This window comes from Actinocorallia sp. B10E7, from assembly GCF_039871655.1.
GTDB lineage: Bacteria > Actinomycetota > Actinomycetes > Streptosporangiales > Streptosporangiaceae > Actinocorallia.
The window spans coordinates 111,134-137,677 of sequence record NZ_JBDPLZ010000008.1 but is presented as its reverse complement, the minus strand read 5'-3'; the positions used below and the strand labels follow the sequence as shown (position 1 = coordinate 137,677).

Sequence of the window (26,544 nt, the reverse complement as noted above, 5' to 3'; positions counted from 1 at the left end):
GGCAAACAAAGGTCAGTTCTGTTGACCCTCCGGGCGGTGCGATCTCAGGCATCACGAAGCCGGACTCTCCGGGGATTCGGGTGCCCCGTACCGGTTCCACCAGGCATGCAGGACCGCCAGCTTCTCGGTGAACTCCGCATCCACGCCCTGCATGGTGCTGGGAGCGTGCAGGGAGATCCGCTCTCCGGACGTCAGGCGGAGGCGCGGATGATGGCTCCCGGCGGTCGAGGTGATGTCGATCTCGGCGATCGGCGACCAGGGAAAGACCTTCCCCCTGCGGAGAAAGAGCCTTTTCCGCACTCCTGCAGCTGAGAGCTCCGTGCCGAACCGCGCGTACCTCAGGGGCGCGAAGACGCCGACGGCGGTGATGGCCAGGCCCAGAAGGTCGAAGAAGTAAGGCGCCTGCGCGCAGGTGACCACTCCGAAGACGATCAGTATCGCGCCGAGGGGGGCCATGAGCCGAAGCATGGAACGGTGCCAGGAGCTTTGGAGCAAGACCTTTTCGCGGCTTGTCCCGTCGCCGCCTGTGGAGCTGTCTTCCATTGCAGTCCAATATGTTCGACTCACGCCTTTTCGGCTAACCCTAACGTCACAAAGTGCTTTTAGGGAGGCCGTGCCCCGTTCCGTCGGCTGACAGCCGACCCCCTCCAGGGCGACGTGCGGCACGTCCACCACGACGATCTCCGCGCCCACGTTCACCGTGCCGGACGCGGTCCCCTCGATCTCAAGGGGTGACCGGCGCCCGCATGTCTCCTTCCCCCGGCCCGTTGGATACGTGAAGTCTGTACACATATAATGTACCTGTTTCTCTGCGACAGACCCGAAAGGCCGACTCTTGCCTGTGCGTTCGGACAAGCCGTGTGCCCGCTCCCTGATCCTCCGAGCCCACGGGTTCAGGCGGCTGCCCGCCGACGACGGCCTCGCCCCCGTCCTCGCGGACTACGACCGGGTGCTGGAACGCGGCTTCGGGCTGGCCTTCTACCTCGACGAAGACCGGTACGCCGTGCGTACCTACGGTGGGCCCGAGCCGGTGATCGGGGCGCGCACGCCGCCGGACGAAGCAGGGCCGTGGCGGCTCGTCGGGGCTTACAAAGGCAGCCGGCTGTTCGGCAGAGGGTGGAGGAAAAACGTCCGCGGAATGCCGGAAGGCACCGTGCTCGCCGCCTCCATACGGACGGCCGAGGGACTGAAGGAACGCGCGCTGTTCGTGCAGGGCGACCAGCTGATGCTGCACACCATCCACGAAACCGGAGTGCCCGAGTCCGTACCCATGCTCAGCAGTACCGGCAGGACTCTCCGGGCCTCCGCCTTCCCCCGGGGCGACTGGGAACTCGGGTTCCTCATGGCGGCCTCCGTGGACATCGAATGCGACCACCCCGACGAGGTCAGGGACCACATCCGCCTGGTCGGCCCGCACGCGGACACCTCCGAAAGCGTCTACGAGGAACTGAAGCCCCTCGACCTGCGCATCAACGGCGTCCGTCACGGCCTCGCCGAACTCGAAAGCAAGCGGATCCTGCTGCCCTTGGACGGCCCTCATCCGAAGGCGATCGAGACGCTGGCCGTGGCCACCTGCTCGGAAGGACCGGAAGGAGAACTGCGCCGGGAGATCGCCGTCGTCCGTCCGGGCGTCCTGGCCTCCTGGACGTACAGCGCCGACCCCTCCCGCCGCACCATGAGGTTCCGCGCGTGCCGTTCCATCAACCCCGAGGTCTTCTCCTCCGACGACGTGGCGTCCTGGCCGCTTCTGCCGCTGGTGGTCGACGGCCTCATCGGCGGCAGGGCGGGCCGCCGGGAGGCGGAACTCCAGGGGTACGAGGACGCCGACGCGCGCTGGCTGGGGAACGCGAAGAGCTTCCTCCCGATCCTCCGGCGCCGCCTCCCCGACGGCAGCCCCCTGGCCCGCCGCATCGACGAGCATGTCGCACTCTCCGGCCTGCCCGTCCTGCTGGAGGCGCGCATCGGCTCAAAGGAGGGCGAGGAGCCCTTCTGCCGCACCGTCCACCTGACCCGTGAAGGCGGCGCTCTCGTCCGCCTCGCAGACGGGAGCCTGCTCCCCGTCCCCACGAGCGACCCGGCCGAGATCCTGGCCGCCTGCCCGGACGTCCTCACCGTCCCGGCCAGTGAGCCGATCTTCATCACCACCAGAGTGCCGAGCCTCGTCGCCGACCACCTCATCCTGACCGGCGACCTGCCGGACGAGACGGACTGCGACCTGGGGGACGCCGAGGCAGGGGCGCTCTGCGGCTTCTCCGACCTGAAGCCCGTCTCCCTCCGGATCAACAACGTCCCGTACCTGGTCACGTGGTTCGACGGCAGATGGACGCCCGTCCCCATCGAAGGGGACGCCCCGCGCACGACCCGGGACTACGCGACGCTCTCCTGCGGCTACGAGGACAATCTCCCCGACGACAGGACGGTCGGGACGCTCCGTCCCGGCCTGACGATCTCCTGGAAGCGCATGGACGACGGCGGGGACTCCCGCGTCCGGCTCTCCACCGGGGACCCGCTGAAGTTCACCGTCGAGGAGACCGCCGGCTGGCCGGTCATCAACGCGATGCTGGGCCGCTACCTCGACCTGGAGGGCCCAGAAGAAGACCACTACGGCCGCGAACTGGAACACCTGGAAGGCTCATGGCACTTCAGCCTGGAACCCGAGGAACTCCCGCGTTTCTTTGCTCTCGTGGCCGAACGCCTCGGCGATTACTCCAGCCTCCGCCCCCACGTCGACGCCTATCTCCGTTTCGTCGCGGACGGCGGCCCCGCGCTCCTCTCAGGCCTGGACACCCTCCTCCAGATCCGCATCGGCTCTCTGGAATCGGACACTCCCACCCGCCGAACCATCCACCGGAGTCCTGAAGGCGGAGCCCTCGTCCGTCTCGCCGACGGGAGCCTGCGCTCACTGCCCACCACGGACCTCGCCGAGATCCTGGCCGTCCGCCCGGACCTCCTCACCGTCCCCGCGGGCAAGACGGTCTCCATCACCACCGACGCCCCGGACTTCGTAGCCGACCACCTCACCCTGACCGGCGACCTCCCCAAGGCCCTGGACGACGAGGAACTCGGCGACCCCGACGTCTACGAGGCCCTGGAGCAGGCCCTCAGCCGCTACTCGAGCCTTCGCCCCCTCCACCTCACCATCAACGACGTCCCCTACCTGGCGGCCCCGCTCGACGGCGCCTGGACCGTCCTCCCCATCGACGCGAGCGATCCGTACGAGTCCCGTTTCCTCCTGTCCAGGGAATTGGCGGCGGCCACCTACTCCTTCCTGGGCGGCGGCATAAGCGACGGCTCCTACTACGACTACATAGGCGTGATCCGCCCCGGCCTGGCCGTCTCCTACTCGGCCTATGACGGCGACGGCTGCCCCTTCGCCCTCTCCGCCGGCGACCCCCTGGAGTTCACCGCCCGGCAAATCCAGGACTGGCCTTTCTTCCCCGCCGTCCTGGATCCCTTCCTGGGCACCCGGACCACCACGGACTCCTACGGGCAGAGCCTCGACGAGCACTACGACGGCTCCGGGGGGCTGGACCTCACCGACGAGGAGACCCCCCGCTTCCTCAAGGCCCTGGCCGCCTCCCTCGACGACTCCTCCGAACTTCGTACCACCATCGAATCCCAGCTGAAAGCCGACCGCTGAGCAGGCCATCGCCCTACGAGGAGCCGGTGGGACGGCGGGCCGCTGCAGCAGGCGCTCACCGACCCAGACGGAGGTCGAAGGCTACCGGGCGGAACTCGCGCTGGCGGTCGGCCTCGCGGACGAGGTGTTCCTGGCCCGGGGCACGGCGGCATGACGGGAGACGCGCGTGCCGGGCTCGGGCGGCAGCGGCTCGATCAGCGGAAAGTGGAGATCAGACGCCCTTGTGCTGGCCTGCTCCATCGAATAGCAGCTTGGTCATATAGTGAAGATAAGAGCGGAATCTGGCGCGGCCCTCCGGGTCTTCAGGTCGCAGTATCGGTCCTCCGCCGATCTGAATGATCCCTTCGGTCATGAATCCGCGAAAGCTCCAGCTGGTGATATTGGCAAGGATTTGAAGATCGGCGCGAGAGGTGAGTTCCGGCCCGAAGATATCGGCGGTGCGCTGAAAGACGGACACCCGGTATTTGGCTTCGATGTCGGCGATGTCGGCGGCGTCATGGAGATAGCGTTGCTGCCAGAGAGCCATCTCGTCCGGATGATCCAGATAGAATTCCATCATGCGTTCGAGGAGCATGTGGATTCCGGCCTCGTCGGGAACGAAAGAGGCGGCGACCTCGTCCAGCATCTCCAGTTGTGCGCGGTAGAAGTCTTCGACTATCGAAAGATATATTCGCCTGCGGCCTCCCGCCGCGATGACCTCCTGGCGGGAAACGCCGGCAGCATTGGCGATCATTTCATTATCCGTGCTGTCGTACCCCATATTTGCAAAAATGGGCAAGGCTGCTTCGTTCAGTCGATTCTGCAGGGTCCTCTGCTCTGGTCGTTCTTCCATACCTCAATCCTGAGGCATTTGATTCCAATAAAAGACCATCATATGGGTGATCATTGGAAATATTGGATGTGGGGGGGTGTGCAAACCCGGATACGCGGTCCTCGTGAACGCCGACGGATCTTCCCGCGCGCTGAAGACCAGGGAGATGGACCAGGGGATCGGTTTCGCAAACCCGAAGTCGACGGCACGGAATCTCCATTTCGCCTTGTCCGGCGGCGGTGCCGTGGGGGTGTACAACCACGAACACACCGACGGCGGCTACCTCAACCAGGTGAGGCCGTGGTTCGCCTTCACCAAGACCAAGATCCACTCCCTCGGGCAGTCCTATGACGGCGACCTCACCTACACCGTGTTCGGCCGTGACAGCGGTGAGAAGACCGGCACCGTGTCCCTGCCCATGGCCATGAGTGCTCAGAGCCGTGCGGCTTGCGGATCGAGAACGTCCGCAGGGAACGTGATCAGATCTCGGGAGGGGATCGTGCGGGACGGGCAGGTGCGCCTCCTGGGTGGCAGACTGTCTCTTATCAGGCGAAAGTCCGTCATAATTCTTGTGATCTTCGGGTCTTGCGCTCTCTCGGAGTGCGAGAGGTAATGTGACCCTGGTACACAAACAGTCTTTGTGAACTTTCAATCACCTGGGAGAATTTCAGGGCGCCGGGCGGGCGGGAGAGAAAAGGTCGGGCATCTGGACCTTTGTCACGCTGGAGGCCGCTGGGACGCTGGAGAGAGTGTGAAGAACGAGAGCGAAGCCGCCACGGTGACAGCGGCTGACATCGCGAGGCTCACCGGGTACGGGCGGGCCGCGGTCAGCAACTGGCGGCGGCGGTATGACGATTTTCCCCAGCCTGTGGGCGGGACGGCGAGCAGCCCGCAGTTCGCGCTCTCTGAGGTCGAGGAGTGGCTGGACCGGCGCGGCAAGGGAGTGCAGGTTCCGCTCGAAGAGCGGATCTGGCAGCGGCTCCGGTCGGTGGCCGAGGACCTGTCGCTCGCGGAGGCCGTCGCCGACGTCGGGGAATTCCTTGCCGAGAAGAAGCAGAGCGTACGGCTCGACGGGGTCTCCGCGGACCTGGCCGGGCTGGTGAAGGACGGCAAGGCGCCTGAGTTCTACGAGTTCGTCGTCGATCGGTACCTGGAGGCTCACTCGAGGAGAGTGGCCACCACGCGTCGTGAGAGCGCCAAGCTGATGGTCGCGCTCACCGGAGTGCGGGGCGCGACGGTGCTCGATCCGGCTTGCGGGACGGGGACGCTGCTGTTCTCCGCGCAGGAGGCGGGTGCGGAACGCCTCTTCGGCCAGGAGATCGACCCGGTCGCGACCCGGATAGCCGAGACGCGGCTGGCTCTGCATGGAGTGGAAGCCGAACTCGAAGCCGGTGACTCCCTGCGCGCGGACGCCTTTCCCGATGTGAAGGCGGACGTCGTCCTGTGCGATCCGCCCTTCGGGGAGCGCTCCTGGGGATACGAGGAGCTGACAGGGGACGTCCGGTGGACTTATGGGCTTCCCCCGCGAGGGGAGTCGGAACTCGCCTGGGTACAGCATGCGCTCTGGCACACCAAGCCGGGCGGGTACGCCGCGGTCCTGATGCCGGCCGCCGCCGCCGATCGCCGGTCAGGCCGGCGCATCCGTTCGCAGCTGCTGCGCTCGGGCGCGCTGAGGGCGGTGTTCGAGCTCCCCGCCGGCATGGCGGCGGGCTCGCCCGCGGCGCCGCACCTGTGGCTGCTGCGCCGCCCCGCGGAAGGCGACCCGCTGCCCACCCTGGTGCTGCTGGCGGACCTGACAGAGCTCGACGACTTCCAGAAGCCCGCACTGAAGGCGTGGAAGGCGGTGGCGCGCGAGAGCCAGCCGGAAGTGGAGTTCGCCCGGGGCGTTCCGATCATCGAGCTGCTCGACGACACCGTCGACCTGACGCCTTCGCGGCATCTCGTCCGCCCCGTGGCGCGCGGCCTGGACTTCTTGACGGCCCGCGACGGGCTCACCGGTTTGATCGACGCGGTGCGCGAAGCGGCCGATGCCCTGCGGACGCTCACCGACGAGTCACGCGAACTGCCGATGACGACGATGGCGGAGCTCCTGCAGAGCGGAGCCGTCTCCCTGAGGCAGCCGCCGATGCGGATGGAGACCGGGTCGGGGAAGATCCCGGTGCTGATGGGCAAGGACGTGGTGCTGGGCAGGGGCCCGTCCGGCCGTACCGAGGACGCTCCTGGGCTCGTCCTGCTGGAGCCGGGGGACGTGGTCGTGGCGCTGAGCCCGCGCAGGCTGGAGGTCCACGTCGTCACCGAAGGCGGAACGGCGGCCGGCCCGCACACCCAGGTGCTCCGCCCCGAACCGGACCGCTGCGACCCCTTCTTCCTGGCCTGCTTCCTGCGCGCCGCGGGTCTCGCCCGCTCCTCCACCACCACGACCTCGCGCTCGGACGTGAGGCGCGCGGCCGTCGCCCGCCTTCCCCTGGGCGCGCAGCGGCCTTACGGCGAGGCGTTCCGGAGGCTCCGGGAACTGGAGCGGACGCTCAGCACCCTGCACGAAGCGGGGGAGACCCTCATCAACCTCGGCTACCAGGGCCTGGCCGGAGGCGACCTGACGCCGTGACCCGAGTTCGTCCGGCCTCCCCCGCTCCGATCTTTTCGGGGCGGGCGGAGGGAGTTACCTTGGTGTGATTCGGATGCGCTCGGGGCCTGCCGAAAGGTATGCGCGTGCGGCTGAGGGGGCGTCGCGTTCGGGTCGGCGGGCTTGTGGCCGTCGTCGTGGTGGTGGCCGCGGTGGTCGTGATCTGGGGGAGGCCCAGGGCCGAGCCGCTGCGGATCCTCGCGGTTCCGGAGCTGGGTGATCTGCGGCCGGTGCTGGAGGAGTTCACCCGGGAGACGGGGGTTCCGGTCGAGCTGCTCGTGGAGGAGCACGCACGGATCGCCCGGCGTGTCGCAGGGGCGAGGCCGGATTTCGACGCCGTCTGGTCGCACACGGATCCCGAGTCCGGGAGGCGGGTGCTGGGCGCGGGCACCGTTGTGATGTCGTCGCCCGTGCTGCTGGGGCTGCGGGAGTCACTCGCCGAAGACTTCGGCTGGACGGAAGGCGTCACCTGGGAACGACTCGTCCGGGTAGCGCGCGACCGTGACTTCACCTTCGGGATGAGCTCGCCCGAGAGTTCCTTCAGCGGCCGGGCCGTCGTGCTGTCGGCGGCGACAGGACTGTCGGGGGCCGTCGGCGCGCTGTCCGCCCGGGACGTCTACCCGGCGGCGGGTGGGCTCCACGGGCTCTCCACGGCACAGGACTCCACCGCTCCGACCGATGGCGGCTGGCCGAGGGTTTCCTGAGGGAACGCGGGGAGAAGGTGGACGGCCTGTTCACCTACGAGTCGGAGATAGCCCGGCTCAACGCCTCAGGGCGGTTGGCAGAGCGGCTCGTCCCCGTCCGGCCCGACGGGGCGGTCGCCGCCCGGTACACGCTCCGTCCCCTGCTGGAGCCCCGAACGCGGGAGGCGGGCGAGAGGCTTTCCCGTCTCACCGGCCTTCTGCTCGCCGGGGACACCCAGCGGAGGATCGCCGAACTGACGCACAGGCGTCCGGGTGCTCCCGGCGTCGAGCCGCCCGGGGCGCTCGCCGGTCCCGTTCTGAGACCGCTCGACGTGCCCGAGGACCAGTACGTCGTCAACCGGCTGGTCGATGCTTATCTGGGGCGGTATCGCTATGACGCGCGAATGCTCTTCCTGCTGAACGTCTCGGGCTCCATGCGAGGGGTGAGGCTGGAGCGGCTGCGTGAGGCCGCGGTGAGGCTGGCCGGGGCTCCGCTGGCCGATACGCCCGCTGTCGGAGACATGCATCTGATCTTCGTGCCGTTCGGGGCGCGTCCCGGGGAACTGCGGCAGATCCGGCTGTCCGGGTGGGCCCCGGCGAATGTGGAGGGGGAGGTGAGAGCCCTGATGGGCGGGCTCGTTCCCCGGGGGGAGGCCGCGATCTACGACGCGCTCGTCGCCGGTTACCGCGAGCTGGGGGGATTCCATGAGGAGGACCGTGTCGTCTCGGTCATCCTGATCACCGACGGGTCGAACGGCCGGGGCCGCGACCTGGACGGATTCCTGCGCCACCGCGCCGCGCTCGCCCCCGGGCTTCGGGCCGTCCCGGTCTACCCGGTGCTGGTCGGCGGGGCCGGCGAGTCCGAGATGAGGGAACTCGCCGACCGCACCGGAGGGCGGGTGCTCGACGCCCGGGGTGAGAGCCTCGCCGAGGAGTTCCTTACTGCCCGTGCTGGGCGGTGATGGCCTTGATGGCCTCGGTGACGAGGCGGGCGGTGGCCTCCTTGGTGAGGCCGAGGCCGGTGAGGGGGCCGGTGCCGTTCTCGTGTTCCAGGAGGGCCAGGAGGATGTGCTCGGTGCCGATGTAGTTGTGGCCGAGGAGGAGGGCCTCGCGGAAGGTGAGCTCCAGGACCTTCTTGGCGTTGACGTCGTAGGGGATGAGTTCGGGGACCTGCTCGGAGGCGGGGGGCAGGGTCGCGGAGACGGCCTCGCGGACGGCTCCGAACGTGACGCCCTGGCCTTCGATCGCCTTGGCGGCGAGGGACTCGGGTTCGTGCAGGAGGCCGAGGGCGAGGTGCGCGGGGACCATCTCGGCGTTGTTGGCGAAGTGGGCCTCGTTCTGCCCGGCCACGATGACGTTCTTGGCGCGGGGGGTGAAGCGGCTGAAGCCCTGGCTGGGGTCGAGGTCGTTGGGTTCGGACTTGGGCGTCTTGGGGACGAAGCGCTTCTGGGCCGCCTGCTTGCTGACGCCCATGCTGCGGCCGATGTCCGTCCAGGAGGCGCCGGAGCGGCGGGCCTGGTCCACGAAGTGGCCGATGAGGTGGTCGGCGACCTCGCCGAGGTGGTCGCCTGCGATGACGGCGTTCGAGAGCTGCTCCAGCACGTCGGGGTCGCTCTTCTTGACGGCGTCGATGAGTTCGTCGAGCCGTACCGGGTTCGTCATTCCGATCGGGTTCGTCATGCGTCAACCATAGGTTGACGATCCCCGCTGCGTCAACCTCGGGTTGACGTATCGGGGCTCTCGGCGACGGTCGGGGCACAGGCGGGTACCGGGCTGTGGAGAACCGGCGCCCGGGGCTTCGCCGGTGGATACGCTCCGGGTGTGGTGACTTGGCTCCCCTCGGTGACGGGCGAATACGCGCAGGACTGGGCGCTGGTGGACGTGGAGACGTCGGGGCTGCGGTCCTCGCGCGACAGGGTGCTCTCGCTGGCGGTGATCACCGTCGGCCGCGACGGGCGGCAGACCGGGGAGTTCAGCACGCTGCTCGACCCCGGCTGCGACCCGGGGCCCGTCGAGGTGCACGGGCTGACGGCCGAACGGCTGCGCGGGGCGCCCACGTTCGAACGGGTCATGCCCCGGGTGGCGGAGATGCTGGACGGGCGGGTCATGGTCGCCCACAACGCCCAGTTCGACTATGACTTCCTGGCCCGGGAGTTCACCGAGGCGGGCATGGCGCCGCCCATCGAACGGCGGCTGTGCACGCTCGCGCTGAACCGGAGGATCGCGCCGCCCACCCCGGACCTGCGGTTGGGCACCCTCGTCGGGCACTACGGCGTGCCCGCGCTCACCGCCCACGACGCGCTGAGCGACACCCGCATGCTGGCGGGCGTGCTGCGCGGCTCGCTGGAGGCCGCGTCCCGGCTCGGGCTGAGCCTGCCGTTCGTGCCGTGCCCGCCTCGGCGCAACACGCCGCACGCCCCGGGCATCCCGAAGATCCGCTGCCTCTACCGGAACCCGGGACCGCTGGTCGGGCCGCTCGTGCAGGGCATGAAGGTCGCCTTCAGCGGCGAGACGCCGACCCCGCGCACCGAGCTCGCCGTCCGGGCGTCCGCGGCGGGGCTCAACGTCATGGGCTCGGTCAGCCGGCACACCAGCGTGCTGGTGACCGACGAGCCCGAAGCGGAGACGGGCAAGGTGCTCCGGGCCAGGGCCGCCGGAGTCCCGGTCATCGACGAGGCGGCGTTCCTGCGGCTGCTGGAGCACGTCCAGCCCGGCGAGTCGATCAAGAGCGAGGCGCGGGTGCCCCCGCAGGCCCGCAGGGTGCCGGTCCCGGCCGGGCCGCTCACCGGACGGCGGGTCCTGGTGCTCGGCGGGCCGCACGCCGAGGCCGTCAAAGCCCGCGCCCGCGTCGCCGATCTGGGCGGAGCCGTCAGCGTCAACCTCTCCCGCACGGTGACGGACGTCCTCATGCTCGACGGCGGAGAGAACGACCGCCGCCTCGGCAAGATCAAGGACCTGGGCCTGCCGGTCCACCCGCCGTCCTGGCTGCGCGACCCGCGGGCCGTCCCGTCCGGCCCCGCGACCCGCGTCCTGACCCGCGGCGCGGCCATCGACCTGCCCGACGCCCCGGTCTGGACGATCGGCGCGACCTGGGCGCAGCGGACCACCTGCGAGATCGACGTCGTGGCCTTCGCCCTGGACGGCGACGAACAGGTCTGCGCGGACGAGGACTTCGTCTTCTACGGCGCCCCCGAGACCCCCGACGGCTCGATCCGCCTGTCCGTCGACGGGCCCGTGGAGCAGTCCGTCACCGTCGACCTCGCGGCGCTGCCCCTCCAGGTGCGCGGGGTCGTCATCGCCGCCGCGATCGACGGCCCCGCCACCTTCGGCACGGTCGGCGCCGTGGAGATGTCCGTCATCCCCGGCGCCTGCGCGCCCCATGCCGAGGCCACCCTCGACGCCGCCACCACCGAACGCACCCTGCTCCTGGCCGAGCTCTACCGCCGCAACGGCCTGTGGCGCCTGCGCGCCGTCGGCCAGGGCTACGACCACGACCTGGCGGGCCTGGCCCGCCACTACGGCGTCGACATCGCCGGCTGACGCGCCCCGGACGGCCCGGTGAAGGGCCGCCCGGGGACGCGGTCACCCGTCGGCCAGAAGCTCTTCGAGTTCCTGGACGGCGGTCTTCAGATGGTCGGCGAAGTCGAACATCGCGGCGGCGACGGGCTGCGGGGTGCTGAGGTAGAGGTTGAAACGGTCGGGGAGCAGGACATAGGCGATGCCGATGCACTTGTCGCTGGTGGAACCGAAACCGAAGTACTGGATGTTGACGGACGGCGCCGAGCTGGTGCTCAGGTAGTCGTCGCGGGTGACCGTCCAGCCGGGGGTGTCGTACAGCGACAGATGCTCGGTGACGCCGAGTTCCGCGCCGCGGCGGCGCTGGATCCACTGCAGCTCCCACAGGTGCTGCTCGGGGGCGTCACCGGCCTGGCACTGCTTGGCGCGTTCGACGTGCTTGTCGGCGGCGGCGCGGAACGCCTCGCGGCGGGACGCCCTGTCGGCCGACGCGTCGTCCATGACGGAGACGAAACGCAGGATCTCCGGGGTGACGACGCGCATCGCCTCGGTGCGTCCGCGGTTGAAGTGCCGGGTCGCGATCGACTCGTACGTCGCGCCGGTGATGCCCTTGGAACGCTTGTGGGCGAGCTGGTAGGCCATCTGGACGAACGCGTCCGGGGAGATCTTCAGCTGCTTGGCGCGGGACGTGCCGAAGTCCGGGAACGACAGGGTGGTCGTCGCGGTGTCGGCGGCGTACTGGGCGAACGCGTCGGCGGCCTCCCGCACGTCGGCGCGCAGCGTGTCGTCCAGCGTGAACTCCACCGGCCGGACGGGCGGGGCGCCCAGCGACGGCGTCTCGGCCTGCGTGGCCAGGACGTCCTCCACGAACGACAGGATCGTGGTGCCGTCCAGGCCGCAGTGCTCGACGTTGATGCCCGCCTGACCGTCCTCGAAGACGATGAAGGAGACGGCCTTGTCGAACCAGCGGTTGCCGCTGTCGCCGTGCAGCAGCTGGTCGCAGGCCTCCAGCGTGGTGGAGGGCGCGAAGTCCTCCAGGCACAGGCAGAAGAGGGCCGACTCCACCTCTTCGAGCGAGGCCGGGTTCGCCGGGTCGCAGGCCAGCAGCCGGTCGCGGGCATCCGCCCAGGCGGCGCGGGCCATCGTCGTGAGGTGCCCGACGGACGTGTCCCGCTCCGCCCGCACCTCCCCGGCCTTCAGGACGGCCTGGACGCCCGCGACGAGGTCCGCGCGCGAGTAGGGGCGGCCCTCGGCGTCCAGGACCTCCATCCGGAACATGTTGCCCCGGTGGAACACCACGATGTGCCTGGACTTCGACGGGCCCGGCTCCGCCTCCGAGTAGGGGGCGCGGACGGTGTCCTGCTCGGCGCCGGGGATACGGGTGGTGGCGAACAGGAACTTGTTCTGCTCCATCGACAGGGCCTGTCCGCGCCGCAGGACCGGCGGGACGCGCTCGCCGTCCAGGCGCAGCTTGTAGTCGACGGCCGCCGTGACGAGCTGCGCCGCGCGGTCGACCTGGCCCAGCGGGGACTCCTCGAAGAGGAAGAAGAAGTTGGCGTTCAGCGCGATCCTGTCGCGGCGGCCCAGGTAGCGGGACGGCCAGAACAAGTCGAGCCAGCTGTGCACGCCCTCCTGCGCGTCGTACTCCTCCAGCGCGGCGTGCAGTCTGCGGCCGGCGCCGCCGGGGCGCAGGAACTCCTCCACGGCGGCCTTGGTCTCGGCCAGCTGCTCTTCGGTCAGAAGCGGCGAGCACCACTCGATGAACCGCTCACACGTGTGGTCGAGCGTCGGCAGGGGCACTCGCGGCAGCCCGTCCTCCAAGGCGAAGGTGCGGGCGGGCGTCTCGTTGCTGCTGGTCACTTTTCCTCTATCCGGGTGGGGGCGGGGCGAGCTTCCTCGCGGGGACGGGAGACAAAGAGTCGCGCATAGAACCAGCCGTCGGCCTCTCTGCCACGCGGGCTCAGGCCGATCTCCGCCAGCCGGTCCAGGACGAGTGTGCGCTCCTCCTCGGTGGCGAACCTGCGCTGGCGGAAGAATCCCTCGGCCGGGACGGTCTCGTAGCCGGCTTCGGCGAGGGTCTCCTCGATCGGGTCGAACGGGAACATGCGCAGGACGAAGTGCGCCATCCAGGGACGTCTCCCGTCGAAGGCCTCGATGAGCCGGGAGATGCTCTTCTCACCGACGTAGCCGAGGCAGCCGGTGGAGACGACCAGGTCGATGTCCGCGAGCTTCGCGCGCTGCTCGTCGGTGGGGTCGGCCGATTCGAAGTCGGCGTGGACGGCGTCGTCCAGGAAACCGGCGGCCAAGGCGTACTCGAGGGCGGGCCCGGAGACGTCGAGGCCGGTGAAACGCACGTCGCGGGAGGTGCGGGAGGCGACGAACTCCCGGTCGCGGGCGAGGACGGCCTCACGGGTCGGGGGAGCGTCGCAGTAACGCTCGTACAGATCGTCCATGGTGGCGTCGTATTTCACGAGCGCGGCGTTGATGCCGTACGAGCAGCCGATGTCCAGAACCTGGGGGACGGCGACTCCGGTGGTGCGGCGGTACTCGTCGATGAGCGCCTCGAAGTGGGGCTTGGCCGCCTGCGGGACCTGGTATTCGAGCCCGCGCAGGGTGGTGAAATAAGCGCGGGGATCAGGTTCGGTGTAGATGTGATCCAGTGAGACTTTTCCGGTGCTGTCGACGCGCAAGGTCTCGCATTCCTCCTTGGTGGTGCGGGCAGTCGGACGACCGCGGCGGAGCGAGGATCGGCTGACTGCTCTCGGGGGTCTGGGGTCGTCCCCCAGGCGGACGGGCGGGAGATCTTCAGTCGAGCAGGAGGTCGCCGCGGACGGCTCGTCCGGCCTCCAGGTGGACGGGGAGCACCCGGCCGAACAGCTGCTTCGTGCGGGAGACGCTGCCGATGACCCCGGGGCGCTCGCTGTAGGCGAAGATCGCCGAATGCCGTGCGGTCCCGCCCTCCACGGGGCTCACGCGGTGCAGGGAGAACCTGCCCTTGAACAGCTGAAGGTCCCTGGGCCTGAGGGTGATCCGGCGGACGAGGCGCTCGCCCCGGCCGTCGAGCACGTCGCGGACGTCGTCGAAGTTCTCCGACTCCTCGGACCTGATGCCGGGGCAGTACTCGAAGACGCCGCCCGAGTCGGGGGACTGCGTCAGCACGCTGACGGTGAACTCGTTGGTGTCGAAGTGCCAGGGGTGTTCCATGCCCGGGCGGACGACGTTCAGGCAGAGGCCCGAAAGGGGGTCGGCGAGCTCGTGGACCCGTTCCAGGCCGAAGCAGTCGGCGACGAAACGCTGGAACACCGGGCTGGTGTAGAGCCGGTGAACGACCGCGTCCTCGGGGATGAGGTCGCGTGCGACGAAGGCGTTCCCCCGCTGGAACTCGACCCGTCCCGGATGGTCGGCGGGGAGGTCCTCGTCCACCGCGATGTTGTAGACGTTGACGGTCTCGACGTCGTAGTGCGCGCGGGGGGCCGCCTCGGCGCCCTCACGGCGGAGCGTCTCTTCCAGTTGCGGCCGGACGAAGTCCTTGAGGACACAACATCCGGTCTCGGCCAATTCGGCTCTGACCTGGGAGATCACGCCTTTCCATGCGGCACTGCCCGCCTCGGTGAGGGGATATCGTCCCGTGTCGACCACTTGATCAAACATGGTGAACGATCTAACCCTGCCCTCTTGCGGGACTTCTATCCCCGCGAGGGGGAAAAATGCGGAAAATACCTTGTGAGGGCTTCCCTGAACGGTTTTCGCGGTCAGTCCAGGCCGGTGACGAGAGCGTCCCAGAAGGCCGTCTCGTACACGTGCAGCGCCTGCGCGGCCCGCAACGCCTCGACCGGATCCTCACCCGCCTCCAGGCCCTCCTCGACGGCGGCCTCGGCCTGCTCCATGAAACCCGGAGGGGGCGTCGCGAAGAAGCGGAAGAAGCCGACCGCCTCCTCTGAAAGGCGGTACCGGGAGGTCAACGCGTCGGCGATCCGCCCGCAGTAGCCGCCCCACTCGTCGAGGTTCGCGGCCATCGCGACCGCCACCGCGCTGCGCGTCCCGTAGAGCGCGCACCAGGCGAGATAGGCCGGATAGACCTGCGCGAACGGCAGCGGCGCATAGCCCCTGAGCTTCTTGCCGTCCCAGCCGAGCGCGGCGGCGAACTCCAGCAGAAGGGCCGACGCCCGCGCCTCTCCCTGCGCGAGCCCCAGGAACAGGCCTCCCGCCGAACCGTCGGGAAAACGCGACGCGAGCAGTGCGAAACTCCGCTGGTCGCTCCTGACGATCCGGAATTCCTCCCCGGCCAGCCAGGCCAGCCGTTCTCTCGGCAGTTCCCCGGCTTCCAGCAGCTCGACGAATCGATTCCCGCCCGACCGCGCGGAGACATCGTCACACGCCTGCCTGATGAGCTCGTCGGCGAAGAGATTCTCACTCATCCCTCCACGGCATCATCCGAAGATCAGGCTGTCAACGGCTCCGGATATTCCTCTACAGGGGTTTCGACCCACTGATGCCGATGACGAAGCCCCTGCGCAAGGAGCCTGCTCGCGCCGGTTTTGCCCTGCAATCGTCGGGGCCCGTTCGGAGCCGTGCTCAAGTGGCTGGAAAAGGGTTGGACGGGGTGATGTTCGGGTTTGTAGCTTGCAGTCGACCGTGACACCGCCCGAGGAGGTGAGACCCATGAACGCTGTATCGATGTGGGTGCTCCCCCTGCCGTCACGGTCGGGCGATTGACATAGGTGTCGCCGGGAGCGCCTTGCTGACAAGGCACTCCGAAAGGCAACACCTATGCATTCTTCGCAGGTCACCGATGCCGATCGCGCGCCCTTCACGTTCGACGTGATCATTGCCGGGTGCGGGTCGGCCGGTGCGATGCTGGCCGCCGAACTGCGGCTGCACGATGTGCGGGTACTCGTTCTGGAGAAGAAACCGAGCCCGCGCCCGAGGGCCTGGATTCCGCGCACGCCTATCTGCTGGGCATTCCGCAGCCGGTCATCGTTCACCTGCTCGAAGAACACGAGATCGAACTGGGCGCGCAGGTCCGGCGCGGTTGCGCGGTGGCCGGTCTCGAACAGGACGAGGGTGTGACCGTCGAGCTGGCCGACGGGGGACGGCTGCGTGCGCGCTACCTCGTCGGCGTGGTCGGCAACCTCATCGGCGTCTTCGGAGAGATCCCCGTCCTGTCCTTGGTGTTCGCCCCCGTTGCGATCATCGGGCTGACCGGCCTCATCGTGAACCAGCGGAAGGGGAAGGCGTAGGGCGAGCCCGCGTCGAACAGCCGTCTCTCCGGAATCGCCGCCCCGAAGAAGCACCGTCCGTGGAACGTCCCTGCCGTACGGCGGGAATGAACGGCGGAGAGGGCGACGTGAACGAGGGGGGACGGGCATGGGCAACGGATTCCCGGACGGGGACTTCCACATCATCGATGTCGAAAGCGGGGAGTGCGCGGTCCTGCTCACCGATGGGGAGCATCCTCGGATCGCGCTGGGCGCGGTGACGGCTGACGCTTCGGCGTTGTGGTACCTGGACACCGGCCCAGGGCCGCGAGGAGAACCCGTCGGTCTGCTGGTCAGTCGGTACGAGGACTTCCGGGGGCGGTGGGCGCTGGGGGAGACGGTGAGCGGCCAGGTCAGGGCCGACCTCCTGGGAGAGGGCCGCGTGTTCGAGAAGAACGTCGACGTGGTGGGGGTCGGCTCCGGACGGGCCGCGCGGTGGCGGGCCGAGCAGGAGGCGATCTTCGTCGAGGACAGGCCCGGGGAGATGCTCGGCGTCTACCACCTGAAGGCGGACCGGGCCGGGCCCAACGACGTGTTCGTCCTGACCGACGAGGAGGACCCGCCGTCGTATCACGGACGTTCCCCGCACCGGCGCTGGCGTCTGGAATGAACGGACGCGGTCGGAGGCCGTCTCGATGGGCCGTCGATTATGTGGGGTTCTGTCCACTTGGGTGGTGGTTGTCGCTACGGTGACCCATGGTCTGTCCGGACTCGTGACCGATGGAAGGGCGAGGCGGCTGTGGGTGAGTTGCTGGAGGCGTTCGAACGGCATCCGGGGGAGGCCGCGGTCATCGCGGTGTGCGTGCTGGTGGTCGTGCTGCTGGTGGGCTGGGGGGCGGCCCGGATCGGCCTGGCGGTGCGGCGGGGGAAGGTCGAGGGGCAGCGGGTGGTGACGCTGCTGGGCGCGGCGATCGCCACCGGGCTGTCCGCCCAGGGCATGTACGTGTTCTTCAGGGACTCGGTGGAGGTGCCGCCCGTCCTGCGGGTGGTGTTCTTCGCCTTCCTGGAGATCATGGTGCTGGGGTCGGCGCTGCGGGCCAAGTCGTCGATGCGGGAGAAGTACAACGCGGGCATCGACGGGATCGCGATGTGGGCGTTCACCGTCCTGTCCGCGCTGCTGGCCGCCACCCACGCCCACGGGCTCGGGGAGACCCTGTTCCGGCTGTCGGTGCCGCTCGCGGCGGCCTGGGCGTGGGAACGGGAGATGCAGCTCGAACGGCGCCGGCGCACCGGGCGGAGCGGGCTGAACTGGACGCTGACCCCGGAGCGGATCCTCATCAAGCTCGGGCTGGCCGACCCGACGGACCGGACCGCCTCCGAGGTGGGCGCGCAGCACCGGCTGATGCAGCTGGCGCTGGCCGCCAAGAAGGCGCGGGTGGCGCGGGACGGCGGGAACCGGCGGGCCTACGCCAGGGCGCTGCGGCGGCTGGACAAGGCCATGGACCGGGCGACCGAGCTGACGGGGCTGGGCACGGACCCGAGCAGGCCGCAGACTCCGGAGGAGATCCTCGTCGGGCGGCTCTCGGTGCTCTACAACACCGAGAGCCTGCTGGACCTGCAGCCTCCTCCGCCATGGGCCGTGCCCGCACCCGCGCCCCGGCCCGATCCGGCTCCGGCTCCGGAGCCGGTCCACGAGAAGAGGACTTCCGAGGAGGCCGGGGAGTCCGCGGAGCAGCGGCCGATGGTCGCGAAGCCGCGCCGCTCGCCGGCCAACCGGCTGCCCCGGCCGCTCGCACCCGACCTGTCCCGGGTGGTGCAGGGGGAGAGGCAGACCGCGGGACAGGCCAACGGGACGGCTCCGCCACCGGTGAGGACCGTGGCGGGAGCGGTGGCCGCGCTCGTCGGCCAGGGGGTGACCGAGCTCGACGACGTCGCGGCGCGGGTCCCGTCCATGCTCGGACGGGACGTCTCGCGGTCCACGGTCGCGCAGGCGCTGCGGCGTCAGCGCGGCCGGTCCCGGGCGTCCGCGCCGGACGATGATCCGCCGATCGGCAACTACCTGTGAGTTCGCCTCGCTCCGCGAGGAGATCGGCCTGGTCTGAGCCGCCTGGTTAGACTCGCCTCTCGTGCGGCGCTTGGTGGGTTTTCTACTGTCTTTGTTGATCTTTGGGCTGTTCTGTTCTGTTCCGGCCTGGGCGGAGCCCGGGCCGAGCCGGGCGGACCTGCTGGCGCAGCGGCTGGAGAAGGACCCCGTCCAGGTGACGGACCACGAGCCGAGGGCGATCCCGGAGGGCGCCGCCGAACGGATCGAGAAGACTCTGGAAGCGCTGGGAGAGCCGTTCTTCGTGGTGGTGGAGACGTCAGAGGTGTCCACCCGCGCGGGTCGGGAGCAGCCCGGCGAGCTCATCTCCCTGCTGCACGACCGGATGCGCAAGGACGGCATCTACCTGGTGACCAACTCGCGAGGGAACGGGACGGCACGGCAGTACGGGGGGGCGCGGCCCGTGGAACGGGCCTGGTCCACGGCGCAGTCGGAACTTCCCTATGACGCGGGCGTGACGCGGCACGTGGAGCGGTTCGTGGAGATCCTGCGGGCGCCCGACGTCAACGCCCGGATCGAGGCACGGCGGGAGGCCCCGGAATCGGAGTACCGAAGCCGTAGCGAGGAACGCGACAGGACGGAGATGACGGCGCTCGGCATCGGCGCGGCGCTGAGCGGTCTGCCGCTGATCGCGCTGCTGGTCTTCAACGTCCTGCGGAAGGGGAAGCGCAAGTGAGGGCGGCGGCGTTCTGGCTTGTGGCCGTACTGGCGCTGCTGCTGCCGGGAGGACCCGCTTCCGCGGACGATCCGCCGCACGCGCTCGCCCGCCTGGACCGGGTGGCCACCGCGTTGGAAGAGAACCCCTTGTTCGTCGACGAGGAGCTCCTGGGCGCGCTCGACGGCGAGGGACGCAAGCGGATCAAGACGGCGATCAAGGACACGGGCAAGCGCCTCGGCACGCCGGTGTTCGTGGTCCTGCTCCCCAACACGTCGGAATCCGAGTCGGAAGGCCACAACGACGTGTTCCTGCACGGGCTGCACAAGCAGCTCGGCAAGGACGGCCTCTACCTGATGGTCGACCACTATGGGGACATGGAGGTCGTACCGTTCCAGGTCCCGCGCGACCTCGGATACAGCACCATCCCCCGGGAACTGACCCGTCCCGCCGATTGGAAGGCACCCTTCGCGGACCTTCCTTCGAGGATCGAAAAGACGTTCATCGAGGTGGTCGAAGCGCCGTCCGGAGAGCCCGACACACCCCGTCTCTACTCCACGGCCGATCCGTTCGGCGCGGAAGACGAACCAGCGCGCGAGCCGGCGATCTGGGGTCCTTTCTTCGCGGGTCTGCTTCTCGTCGGCCCGCTCGCCGCCGCGGCGCTGTTCGTGGTGCTCCTGCTGGCGGGGGTGGCCTACGGGTTCTGGAAACGGCCTCCGTCCGCTTCCGTCCGGGTCCGGACCAAGAACCTGCGCGCCCAGGCCGACGAGGAGCTGGCGTTGCTCGCCGCGCTGCTGCCTCCCCCCGACGGGGCGCCGGGCAGGCTGGCGGCCCTGCGCTCCTATGACGCGGCCCTGCTCCTGTCCGACGAGGTCGGCCGCGAACCGGGCACCCACGACGCCGCCGCGGCGATGGATCTCGTCGGGGTCATCGTGCTGGCAAGGCAGGGCCGTGAGGTCCTGGAGAAGGGGCTGACCCGTCCGCTCGTCCCGTGCCGGGTGAACCCGCTGCACGGTCCGGGTGTCGCGAAGCGCGCGGTCAGCGGCATGCCCAACGGCAAGGTGTGTCGGGCGTGCGCGGACGCGGCCCCGGACGCACGCCGCCGAAGGACGCTCAAGATGCCCGACGGGCATCCCTATCACGCCCATCATGGGACGGAAGGCCGCTGGAAGCGCGGTTTCGCAGGCCAGGACCTGGCCGAGAGAGTTCTGGAGTCCTTCGGTGTCGGTTGAGCCCTCTCCCGGAACGGAGATCGCCGAAGCGCTGCGCCGTTCGCCGGTTTACGCGGACCCGTCGCTGGAGGCGGCCCTGCCCGCGGCCAAGCGCAGGGTCCTGCTGGCCCGCATCGAGGCGGCGCCCATGCCGGTCTTCGTGGTGCTGGTGCCACTGGTCAAAGGCGGCACCTGGGAGGACCCCGAGGAACTGCTCACCGTGGTCCACGACCGGCTCGGCCGCGACGGCGTCTACATCAGCCTCGGCTCCTACAGCCCTCAGCTCGAAGCCCGCCAATGGGGCGGTACCGAAGAGGAGCGGCGGGACTCCGAGTACGCCGTCCAGGTCCCGTTCTTCCTGTCCGAGTTCGACGAGGCGCCCCTGGCGGACCACCTGATCGAAGCGGTCGAACTGGTCGCCGCGGGCGGCGGGCGGGCCGCCTACGAGAAGGCCATCGAGCATCCGAGGTCCGAACCCTCGATCGAGCTCTCGGACTCGGCCGAGCTCATCCCCACGCCCGTCGTCGCGGGAGTCCTGGGCGTGGCGGCGGTCACCGGCCTGGCGGTGTGGCGCTGGCGCCGCTCGGCCCGCGTCCTCAGGGAGCAGCGGCCCCTGCTCCTTTCGCGCGAGATCCTGACCGCGGCGGGCAAGGCGGACCGGGCCGAGCTGCGCGACCGGGCCGAACGCGAGGTCATCGCCTTCGGTGAACTCCTGGAGGGAAGTGACCTGGACTCGGACGCCTCCCGGGTCCACGACCTGATGACCCTCGCCCTGGACGCCTACCAGGCGGCGGCCAAGACCCTCGACTCCGCCACCGGGGTGCCCGACCTGGCCGGAGCCCTCGTCCTGGTCGACCGGGGACGCGACGCCCTGGACTCCGCGCGGGCCCTGGCCTCGGGCGGACGGGAGGCGCCGCACAGCCCGCTCTGCTTCTTCAACCCCCTCCACGGCGACGCCGCGGGCGCCGTCGTCTGGCGCGAGCTCGGCAGCCGCGACAGCCTGCGCGTCCAGGCCTGCCGCGCCTGCGCCAAGGCCGTCCGCGACCACCGCGCCCCCGAGTCCCTGCCCGACCAGGTGGATGGCAGGACCGTCCCGTACTACGCCGTCCCCACCCTCTGGGCCCGTACCGGCTACGGCCAGTTCGGCGACGACCTCGTCCACAGGGTCCTCCGCGGCGACCTCCGCCGCACCTGAGAATGGGTGGATGGACGTGGAGCGGACACGACCCGTGGTCGTGGTGATGGGTGTCTCGGGAAGCGGCAAGACGACCGTCGGACGGATGTTGGCGGAGCGTCTGGGCGTCGAGTACGCGGAAGGCGACGAGTTCCATCCGGCGGGCAACGTCGCGAAGATGGCCTCGGGGCTGCCGTTGGACGACGAGGACCGCTGTCCGTGGCTGAGCGCCATCGCCGGGTGGATCGCGGAGCGTCTCCGGAGCGGCCGGGGCGGTGTGGTGTCCTGCTCCGCGCTGAAGTACCGCTACCGGGACGTGCTGCGCCAGGCAGGGCCCGGGGTGCGGTTCCTGCACCTGGACGTCGACAGGGAGACGACCGCGGCGCGAGTCGCGAGGCGTACGGGGCATTTCATGCCGGTCTCGCTGGTGGAGTCCCAGTTCGAGGCGTTGGAACCGCTGCGTCCGGATGAACAGGGTGGCGTCGTCGATGCCGGGTCGCCGCCGGAGGAGACCGTGGAGAACGCGGTGGCGCTGCTGGGCGGATTATTGGAACGTTCTTTTTCGGGAACTTGACGGCCGCTGGACTTATGCGACTTGTCCCGTTGACTTCGTTCGCGGCAATCGACTCTGTTTGTGTAAGCGTCACGGAGCCGCACGGCATATGATCTCCTTCTGGGTTTCGGCGACCATCGGGGAGGCTTCCGTGAGCGAGTCCGGATCTGAGTGGGACTTCACGTCCATCAGCAGCGATCGGGCACCGATGAGCCTCGACACCACGGTCGCGCACCCGGCCAGGATGTACGACTACTACCTGGGCGGAAAGGATAATTTCGCTGCGGACAGGGCGGCCGCCGACGCCGCGATCGCCGCCGCGCCCGATATGAAGGTCACGGCACAGGCGAACCGCGCCTTTCTCGGACGCGCAGTGCGGTTTCTCGCGCAAAGCGGCATCAAGCAGATCATCGACATCGGCACCGGCATTCCCACCGCGGGCAACACCCACCAGGTCGCGCAGGAAATCGACCCCTCCATCCGCGTCGTCTACATCGACAACGACCCGATGGTCCTCATCCACGCGCGGGCGCTGATGGAGGCGCACAGCCAGGGCACCACCACCGTCATCCAGGCCGACCTGCGCGAACCCCGGGAGATCCTGGCTCACCCGCAGGTGAAGGCGCTCATCGACTTCGGCGAGCCGGTGGCCGTCAACCTCGTCGCCATCCTGCACTTCATCAAGGACGAGGAGGACCCCGGAAAGATCGTCCGCACGCTGCGCGACGCCCTTCCCCGGGGGAGCCACCTCGTCATCTCGCACTGCACCCTCGACTTCACCGAACCCGAGGTCGGCGTCGCGCTGCGCGCGATCTACAACAAGGCCACCGCGCCCCTGGTGCCGCGCACCCACGCCGAGATCCTGGAGTACTTCGACGGTTTCGAGCTCGTGGAGCCGGGGCTCGTCCACCTGCCCCTGTGGCGCCCCGACAGCATCGTCGCCCCCTCGCTGCTGGAGCGCGTGCACTTCTACGCGGGGGTCGGCCGCCTCTCCTGATCACGAGGACCAGGCGAAGAGCGAGACGTCCTTCACCGTGGTCGTCTTCCCGTCCCGGGAGACGGTGAGGGTGCCGGGCGGGATGCGCCCGGTGAGCGTGGCCTCGGAACCGTCCTCGGAGAACCCGGAGTCGAGGACGGATCGGCCGTCGGGCACCCAGGCGCCCGCCCGCAACTCGAACACGGCGGGACGGTCCGGGACGGCCGGGTCGACGTCCGGGCACGTCCTCTCCTTCGGCAGGAAGGAAGCGCGCACGACACCCGAGGCGTCGTGCCAGACGCCGCTGACGGTGACGTAGCCGGAGGGCATCTGGGGGGTCTCCACCCGGCCGGTGGCCAGGGTGGCGAAGACGACGTTCTCATAATGCTCGCAGTAGCCGCCTCGTCGGGCGCCCGTATAGACGAGGGTCTTCCCGTCCGGGGTGACCCGGGTTCCGCGCGGCGCGACGTTGCCGCCGTCGTCGAAGAGCTTCGTGGCCTGGCCCGTCTCCGAGACGCGGTAGTACGCGACCGGTCCTCCGTAAGCGCTGGTGCCCACGCCGTGGGAGAGGATCACGGTGTCCTCCGTGGCGGCCTCCAGGTTGGGGATTCCGTAATTGTCCAGGTAGGGGTCCTTGGGCAGGCCGGTGACGGGAAGCCCGGCCGGATCCCCGCCGTCATGCGGGTAGAGGAGCAGCCGAGGCCGGGCGTCGGAGTCGAGGGGGACGAGGACGAGCTGGTCGCCCCGGAAATCGATCTTGCCGCAGTACTCGTCCGGGCAGGTCCAGGAGCGGACCTCGCCTCCGCCGACGGACGCCAGATGGAGCCTGTCCTCGCGGTGGGGGGTGCCCGCGGGGGCCGTCGTCCAGCCGAGCCATTCTCCGTTCGACGACCAGGCCAGCGAGTATCCGGGCGCCCGGCCGGACAGTGACGTGATCCTCCTGGACCGTCCGTCCGGGCCGTTGACCATGACGGCGCTGTTCGTCATGTAGGCGAGAGACGGCTTCGGTGGAGCGGAGCCCGTGACCACGGGCGGTGGAGACGGCTTGTCTCCGGTGAGTTTCTGCACCGTGAAGACCCCCACGCCCGCCGTGACGGCGACGCCGAGGACGGCACCGACGACGGTCAGGGAGGCGCCGCCGAGCACGGTGGAGCCCAGTCCCGTCCCCGCCGTGGTGGCGGCGGTGGTCGCCGTAGTGGTCCCCGCCATCGCGGACAGTGCCGCGCCGCCGAGCATTCCGGCCGCCATGCCGCCGAGCACGGCACGTCCGTGGGACTCCCAGTCCGGTCCGTACGCGGTGGCGGCGGCCGCCTCCAACTCGGCGACGAAACTCTGCGCGGACGGGGGCCGCTCGGACGCCTCCTTGGCCATGCCGCGCGCGACCAGTCCCCGCAGCGGCTCGGGGACCTCCTCCACGGGGATCGGAGCCCATCGGTGCAGGTCCGCGAGCAGGCCTTCGCGGAAGGGGCGGCGCCCTGTGACGCACTCGAAGAAGACGCACGTGGCGGCGTACACGTCCGTCGCGGGAGTGCTGACATTCCGCGTCCACTGCTCGGGCGCCATGTATGCGGGTGTCCCCGAGCCGCCACGGCTGCCGGCGAAGACCGCCACGCCGAAGTCGATGAGTTTGCTCTGTCCCTCACTCGTCACGATGACGTTGGCGGGCTTGTAGTCGCGGTGCACGATGCCGAGCCGGTGCGCGGATTCGAGCCCGAGGAGCGAGCCCTTGAGGACGGTCAGCGCCGCTTCGGGCGTCAGGGCACCGTGCGCGTCCAGCAGGGCGCGCAGCGAGGTGCCGTCCACCGCCTCCATGATGATCGCGGCGCCGCCGGGGAACTCGCGGAACTCGTGCAGTGCCGCGACATGAGGGCCGCCGACGCGCTGGAGCAGCACCGCCTCGTCCCGGAACCGCTCGACGGCCGAGGCGTCCGCGCCGTGCAGGTACTTGACGGCGACGACCAGCCCGGACGGATTGTGCCGTGCGAGCACGACCCGTCCCTGGGATCCCGTGCCCAGCTCCCGCAACTCCAGATACTCGGGAAGATCGCCCATATCGGCAATCTAGCGATACCGGCACCCCTTTCCCGGGCGGTTCTCCCGGCCTCGGGGGCCGGAACAGGCCGGAGGGGCCTACTTCTGGCGCTCCCGGGCGCGCCGGCTGAGGGCCGGGCCGTCGGCCGGAGCGGCCAGGTGGCCTTCGGCCAGCCGGTTCAGGGCGCGGAGCAGGATCTCCCGCTCCTCGTCGGGGAGGGAGTCGAGGGCGGCCCGGTGCACGCCGTCGACGATCTCCTGGCTGCGGTGGGCTATCTCGGCGCCCTCCTCGGTCACCGCGATGATCCGCGCCCTGCGGTCGGTGCCGGACGGGCGCCGCTCGGCGAGCCCGGCCTTCTCCAGGGCGTCGACGGTCACCACCATGGTGGTCTTGTCCATGTCGCCGAGCTCGGCGAGCTGGATCTGCGTGCGCTCCTCCTCCAGCGCGTGCACGAGCACGCAGTGCATGCGGGCGGTCAGCCCGAGCTCGGAGAGCGCCGCGGCCATCCGCGTCCTGAGCACGTGGCTGGTGTGGTCCAGCAGGTAGGACAGGTCGGGAGCGGTACGTGAGGGAACCATCGCAGTCATGCCCACCAGCCTAAGGGCTCGTCCCGAGCAAGATAATCCGCTATTCACCTATATGTCCGGATGGTTCGCTCGGCGGGTTCCCGCCGTCCGTACTGGGCCATATCTTGCAATGTCTTGAAGCTCTGTTTAAGTGCTATATGTCGGTATTAGTGACTCGCTTCATAGGCTGGGGAGACTATGGAGCAGGAGCTTACGGCGGAACAGGTAGCCCAGGTCGCCACCAGACTGTTCGCGGGACTCGGTTATGACCTGACCTCCCTCGACACCATCGCCGACGCCCTCGGCGTCCCCACCTCCAGGGTCGTCGAGCTGACCGGAGGCAAACGCGACCTCTACATGCTGGTGATGAAGCGGATCTTCGACGCCAAGTACGTCAAGGTGCAGGAGATCGTCGACAGCCCGATGCCGGCCCGGGAGGCGGCACACCGGATCCCCGAGGCCTATCTCGACTTCTACGTGGAGAGCCCCCAGCTCCTCGCGCTGTGGACGCACCGCTGGGCGGCCGACGCCGCCGAGATCCCCGACGTGGAGGACCGCTACATGCGGCCCCTGATGCAGCTGGCCGCCCAACGGATCCGCGACGTGGTGCCCCCGGACCTGGGCCCCTACGCGTTCCTGGGCGTCACGCTGTGGTGCATCAACGGGTTCCTCGGCACCGGGCTCCTGGCTCCGGAGAAAGGCATGGCGCGCGTCGACGACCCGACGGCGGTGAAGTATTTCCGAGCCACCCTGCACACCGTCGTCGACCGCCTGCTGACCCCGCCGGACGGACGGGCCGCCTGAC

Annotated in this window: 23 protein-coding genes and 1 pseudogene; 15 read left to right on the top strand and 9 right to left on the bottom strand. The window is 69.5% G+C overall.

All coding sequences use genetic code 11. The features are described from left to right. Positions 1–51: 51 nt before the first annotated feature. Positions 52–456: a hypothetical protein gene (locus ABGB12_RS26040; RefSeq protein WP_347682086.1), complete on the bottom strand. Its 405-nt coding sequence runs from the start codon at positions 454–456 to the stop codon at positions 52–54. A gap of 379 nt (positions 457–835) precedes the next feature. Here ABGB12_RS26040 and ABGB12_RS26035 point away from each other — a divergent pair, with 379 nt between their 5' ends. Continuing rightward, positions 836–3,640, top strand: a complete 2,805-nt coding sequence (locus tag ABGB12_RS26035; protein WP_347682085.1) for a hypothetical protein — start codon at positions 836–838, stop codon at positions 3,638–3,640. A 211-nt stretch (positions 3,641–3,851) separates the two neighbouring features. Here the strand turns inward: ABGB12_RS26035 and ABGB12_RS26030 are convergent, their stop codons facing one another. Beyond that, a complete protein-coding gene (locus ABGB12_RS26030; protein WP_347682084.1) occupies positions 3,852–4,472 on the bottom strand; it encodes a hypothetical protein in 621 nt (206 codons plus the stop codon). A 103-nt stretch (positions 4,473–4,575) separates the two neighbouring features. Here ABGB12_RS26030 and ABGB12_RS26025 point away from each other — a divergent pair, with 103 nt between their 5' ends. The 4 genes from ABGB12_RS26025 to ABGB12_RS26010 all read left to right on the top strand — a co-directional run bounded on the left by ABGB12_RS26025 (position 4,576) and on the right by ABGB12_RS26010 (position 8,719). Then, the gene (locus tag ABGB12_RS26025; RefSeq protein WP_347682083.1) at positions 4,576–5,064 is read left to right on the top strand and encodes a hypothetical protein; all 489 of its coding nucleotides are present in this window, start codon (positions 4,576–4,578) and stop codon (positions 5,062–5,064) included. Between the two features lie 138 nt (positions 5,065–5,202). Next, complete coding sequence (locus tag ABGB12_RS26020; RefSeq protein ID WP_347682082.1) at positions 5,203–7,056, top strand: N-6 DNA methylase; 1,854 nt, start codon at positions 5,203–5,205, stop codon at positions 7,054–7,056. Positions 7,057–7,160: 104 nt separating this feature from the next. After that, on the top strand, positions 7,161–7,778 hold the full coding sequence (locus ABGB12_RS26015) for a hypothetical protein (protein ID WP_347682081.1): 618 nt from the start codon (positions 7,161–7,163) through the stop codon (positions 7,776–7,778). 17 nt (positions 7,779–7,795) lie between these two features. Continuing rightward, the gene (locus ABGB12_RS26010) at positions 7,796–8,719 is read left to right on the top strand and encodes a vWA domain-containing protein (RefSeq protein WP_347682080.1); all 924 of its coding nucleotides are present in this window, start codon (positions 7,796–7,798) and stop codon (positions 8,717–8,719) included. Here the strand turns inward: ABGB12_RS26010 and ABGB12_RS26005 are convergent. Beyond that, positions 8,697–9,437 carry a Clp protease N-terminal domain-containing protein gene (locus ABGB12_RS26005; RefSeq protein WP_347682079.1) on the bottom strand — a complete coding sequence of 247 codons (741 nt, stop codon included), beginning with the start codon at positions 9,435–9,437 and terminating at the stop codon, positions 8,697–8,699. The genes ABGB12_RS26010 and ABGB12_RS26005 overlap by 23 nt on opposite strands. Positions 9,438–9,578: 141 nt before the next feature. On the opposite strand from ABGB12_RS26005, the gene ABGB12_RS26000 reads away from it, so the two are divergent. After that, the gene (locus tag ABGB12_RS26000; protein WP_347682078.1) at positions 9,579–11,297 is read left to right on the top strand and encodes a TerD family protein; all 1,719 of its coding nucleotides are present in this window, start codon (positions 9,579–9,581) and stop codon (positions 11,295–11,297) included. A 42-nt stretch (positions 11,298–11,339) separates the two neighbouring features. Here the strand turns inward: ABGB12_RS26000 and ABGB12_RS25995 are convergent, their stop codons facing one another. The 4 genes from ABGB12_RS25995 to ABGB12_RS25980 form a co-directional block, all read right to left on the bottom strand. After that, a complete protein-coding gene (locus tag ABGB12_RS25995; RefSeq protein WP_347682077.1) occupies positions 11,340–13,133 on the bottom strand; it encodes a choline/carnitine O-acyltransferase in 1,794 nt (597 codons plus the stop codon). Continuing rightward, complete coding sequence (locus ABGB12_RS25990; RefSeq protein ID WP_347682076.1) at positions 13,130–13,963, bottom strand: class I SAM-dependent methyltransferase; 834 nt, start codon at positions 13,961–13,963, stop codon at positions 13,130–13,132. Before ABGB12_RS25990 ends, ABGB12_RS25995 begins: the two co-directional genes overlap by 4 nt. Positions 13,964–14,078: 115 nt before the next feature. After that, positions 14,079–14,855, bottom strand: coding sequence for an arpA protein (locus ABGB12_RS25985; protein ID WP_347682075.1), 777 nt, complete (start codon positions 14,853–14,855; stop codon positions 14,079–14,081). Positions 14,856–15,025: 170 nt separating this feature from the next. After that, entirely contained in the window at positions 15,026–15,691 is a 666-nt protein-coding gene (locus ABGB12_RS25980; protein ID WP_347682074.1) for a hypothetical protein, read from the bottom strand. A gap of 352 nt (positions 15,692–16,043) precedes the next feature. Between ABGB12_RS25980 and ABGB12_RS25975 the strand changes: the two are divergent. The 8 genes and pseudogenes from ABGB12_RS25975 to ABGB12_RS25940 form a co-directional block, all read left to right on the top strand. Then, positions 16,044–16,393, top strand: a pseudogene (locus ABGB12_RS25975) (FAD-dependent monooxygenase); the annotation flags it as partial. Between the two features lie 247 nt (positions 16,394–16,640). Further along, entirely contained in the window at positions 16,641–17,141 is a 501-nt protein-coding gene (locus ABGB12_RS25970) for a hypothetical protein (protein WP_347682073.1), read from the top strand. 129 nt (positions 17,142–17,270) lie between these two features. Next, positions 17,271–18,536 carry a hypothetical protein gene (locus tag ABGB12_RS25965; RefSeq protein WP_347682072.1) on the top strand — a complete coding sequence of 422 codons (1,266 nt, stop codon included), beginning with the start codon at positions 17,271–17,273 and terminating at the stop codon, positions 18,534–18,536. Positions 18,537–18,630: 94 nt separating this feature from the next. Next, the gene (locus tag ABGB12_RS25960) at positions 18,631–19,248 is read left to right on the top strand and encodes a hypothetical protein (RefSeq protein WP_347682071.1); all 618 of its coding nucleotides are present in this window, start codon (positions 18,631–18,633) and stop codon (positions 19,246–19,248) included. Beyond that, a complete protein-coding gene (locus tag ABGB12_RS25955) occupies positions 19,245–20,459 on the top strand; it encodes a hypothetical protein (RefSeq protein WP_347682070.1) in 1,215 nt (404 codons plus the stop codon). Before ABGB12_RS25960 ends, ABGB12_RS25955 begins: the two co-directional genes overlap by 4 nt. Then, positions 20,449–21,633: a hypothetical protein gene (locus tag ABGB12_RS25950; protein ID WP_347682069.1), complete on the top strand. Its 1,185-nt coding sequence runs from the start codon at positions 20,449–20,451 to the stop codon at positions 21,631–21,633. The genes ABGB12_RS25955 and ABGB12_RS25950 overlap by 11 nt, the downstream gene beginning before the upstream one ends. A gap of 10 nt (positions 21,634–21,643) precedes the next feature. After that, positions 21,644–22,186 carry a gluconokinase gene (locus ABGB12_RS25945; RefSeq protein WP_347682068.1) on the top strand — a complete coding sequence of 181 codons (543 nt, stop codon included), beginning with the start codon at positions 21,644–21,646 and terminating at the stop codon, positions 22,184–22,186. Positions 22,187–22,316: 130 nt separating this feature from the next. Beyond that, entirely contained in the window at positions 22,317–23,162 is an 846-nt protein-coding gene (locus ABGB12_RS25940) for an SAM-dependent methyltransferase (protein WP_347682067.1), read from the top strand. Here the strand turns inward: ABGB12_RS25940 and ABGB12_RS25935 are convergent, their stop codons facing one another. After that, positions 23,163–25,193 carry a serine/threonine-protein kinase gene (locus ABGB12_RS25935; protein WP_347682066.1) on the bottom strand — a complete coding sequence of 677 codons (2,031 nt, stop codon included), beginning with the start codon at positions 25,191–25,193 and terminating at the stop codon, positions 23,163–23,165. A 78-nt stretch (positions 25,194–25,271) separates the two neighbouring features. Further along, positions 25,272–25,760: a MarR family transcriptional regulator gene (locus tag ABGB12_RS25930; RefSeq protein WP_347682065.1), complete on the bottom strand. Its 489-nt coding sequence runs from the start codon at positions 25,758–25,760 to the stop codon at positions 25,272–25,274. Positions 25,761–25,937: 177 nt separating this feature from the next. Between ABGB12_RS25930 and ABGB12_RS25925 the strand changes: the two genes are divergently transcribed. Beyond that, positions 25,938–26,543: a TetR/AcrR family transcriptional regulator gene (locus ABGB12_RS25925; RefSeq protein ID WP_347682064.1), complete on the top strand. Its 606-nt coding sequence runs from the start codon at positions 25,938–25,940 to the stop codon at positions 26,541–26,543. Position 26,544 lies beyond the last annotated feature (1 nt).

What these genes read in the sequence shown, in the direction of transcription:
- ABGB12_RS26040 (WP_347682086.1), bottom strand. Translation starts at nt 456, where the DNA reads ATGGCCCCCCTCGGCGCGATACTGATCGTCTTCGGAGTGGTCACCTGC.
- ABGB12_RS26030 (WP_347682084.1), bottom strand. Translation starts at nt 4,472, where the DNA reads ATGGAAGAACGACCAGAGCAGAGGACCCTGCAGAATCGACTGAACGAA.
- ABGB12_RS26005 (WP_347682079.1), bottom strand. Translation starts at nt 9,437, where the DNA reads ATGACGAACCCGATCGGAATGACGAACCCGGTACGGCTCGACGAACTC.
- ABGB12_RS25980 (WP_347682074.1), bottom strand. Translation starts at nt 15,691, where the DNA reads ATGAGTGAGAATCTCTTCGCCGACGAGCTCATCAGGCAGGCGTGTGAC.
- ABGB12_RS25970 (WP_347682073.1), top strand. Translation starts at nt 16,641, where the DNA reads ATGGGCAACGGATTCCCGGACGGGGACTTCCACATCATCGATGTCGAA.
- ABGB12_RS25945 (WP_347682068.1), top strand. Translation starts at nt 21,644, where the DNA reads ATGGACGTGGAGCGGACACGACCCGTGGTCGTGGTGATGGGTGTCTCG.
- ABGB12_RS25935 (WP_347682066.1), bottom strand. Translation starts at nt 25,193, where the DNA reads ATGGGCGATCTTCCCGAGTATCTGGAGTTGCGGGAGCTGGGCACGGGA.
- ABGB12_RS25930 (WP_347682065.1), bottom strand. Translation starts at nt 25,760, where the DNA reads ATGACTGCGATGGTTCCCTCACGTACCGCTCCCGACCTGTCCTACCTG.
- ABGB12_RS25925 (WP_347682064.1), top strand. Translation starts at nt 25,938, where the DNA reads ATGGAGCAGGAGCTTACGGCGGAACAGGTAGCCCAGGTCGCCACCAGA.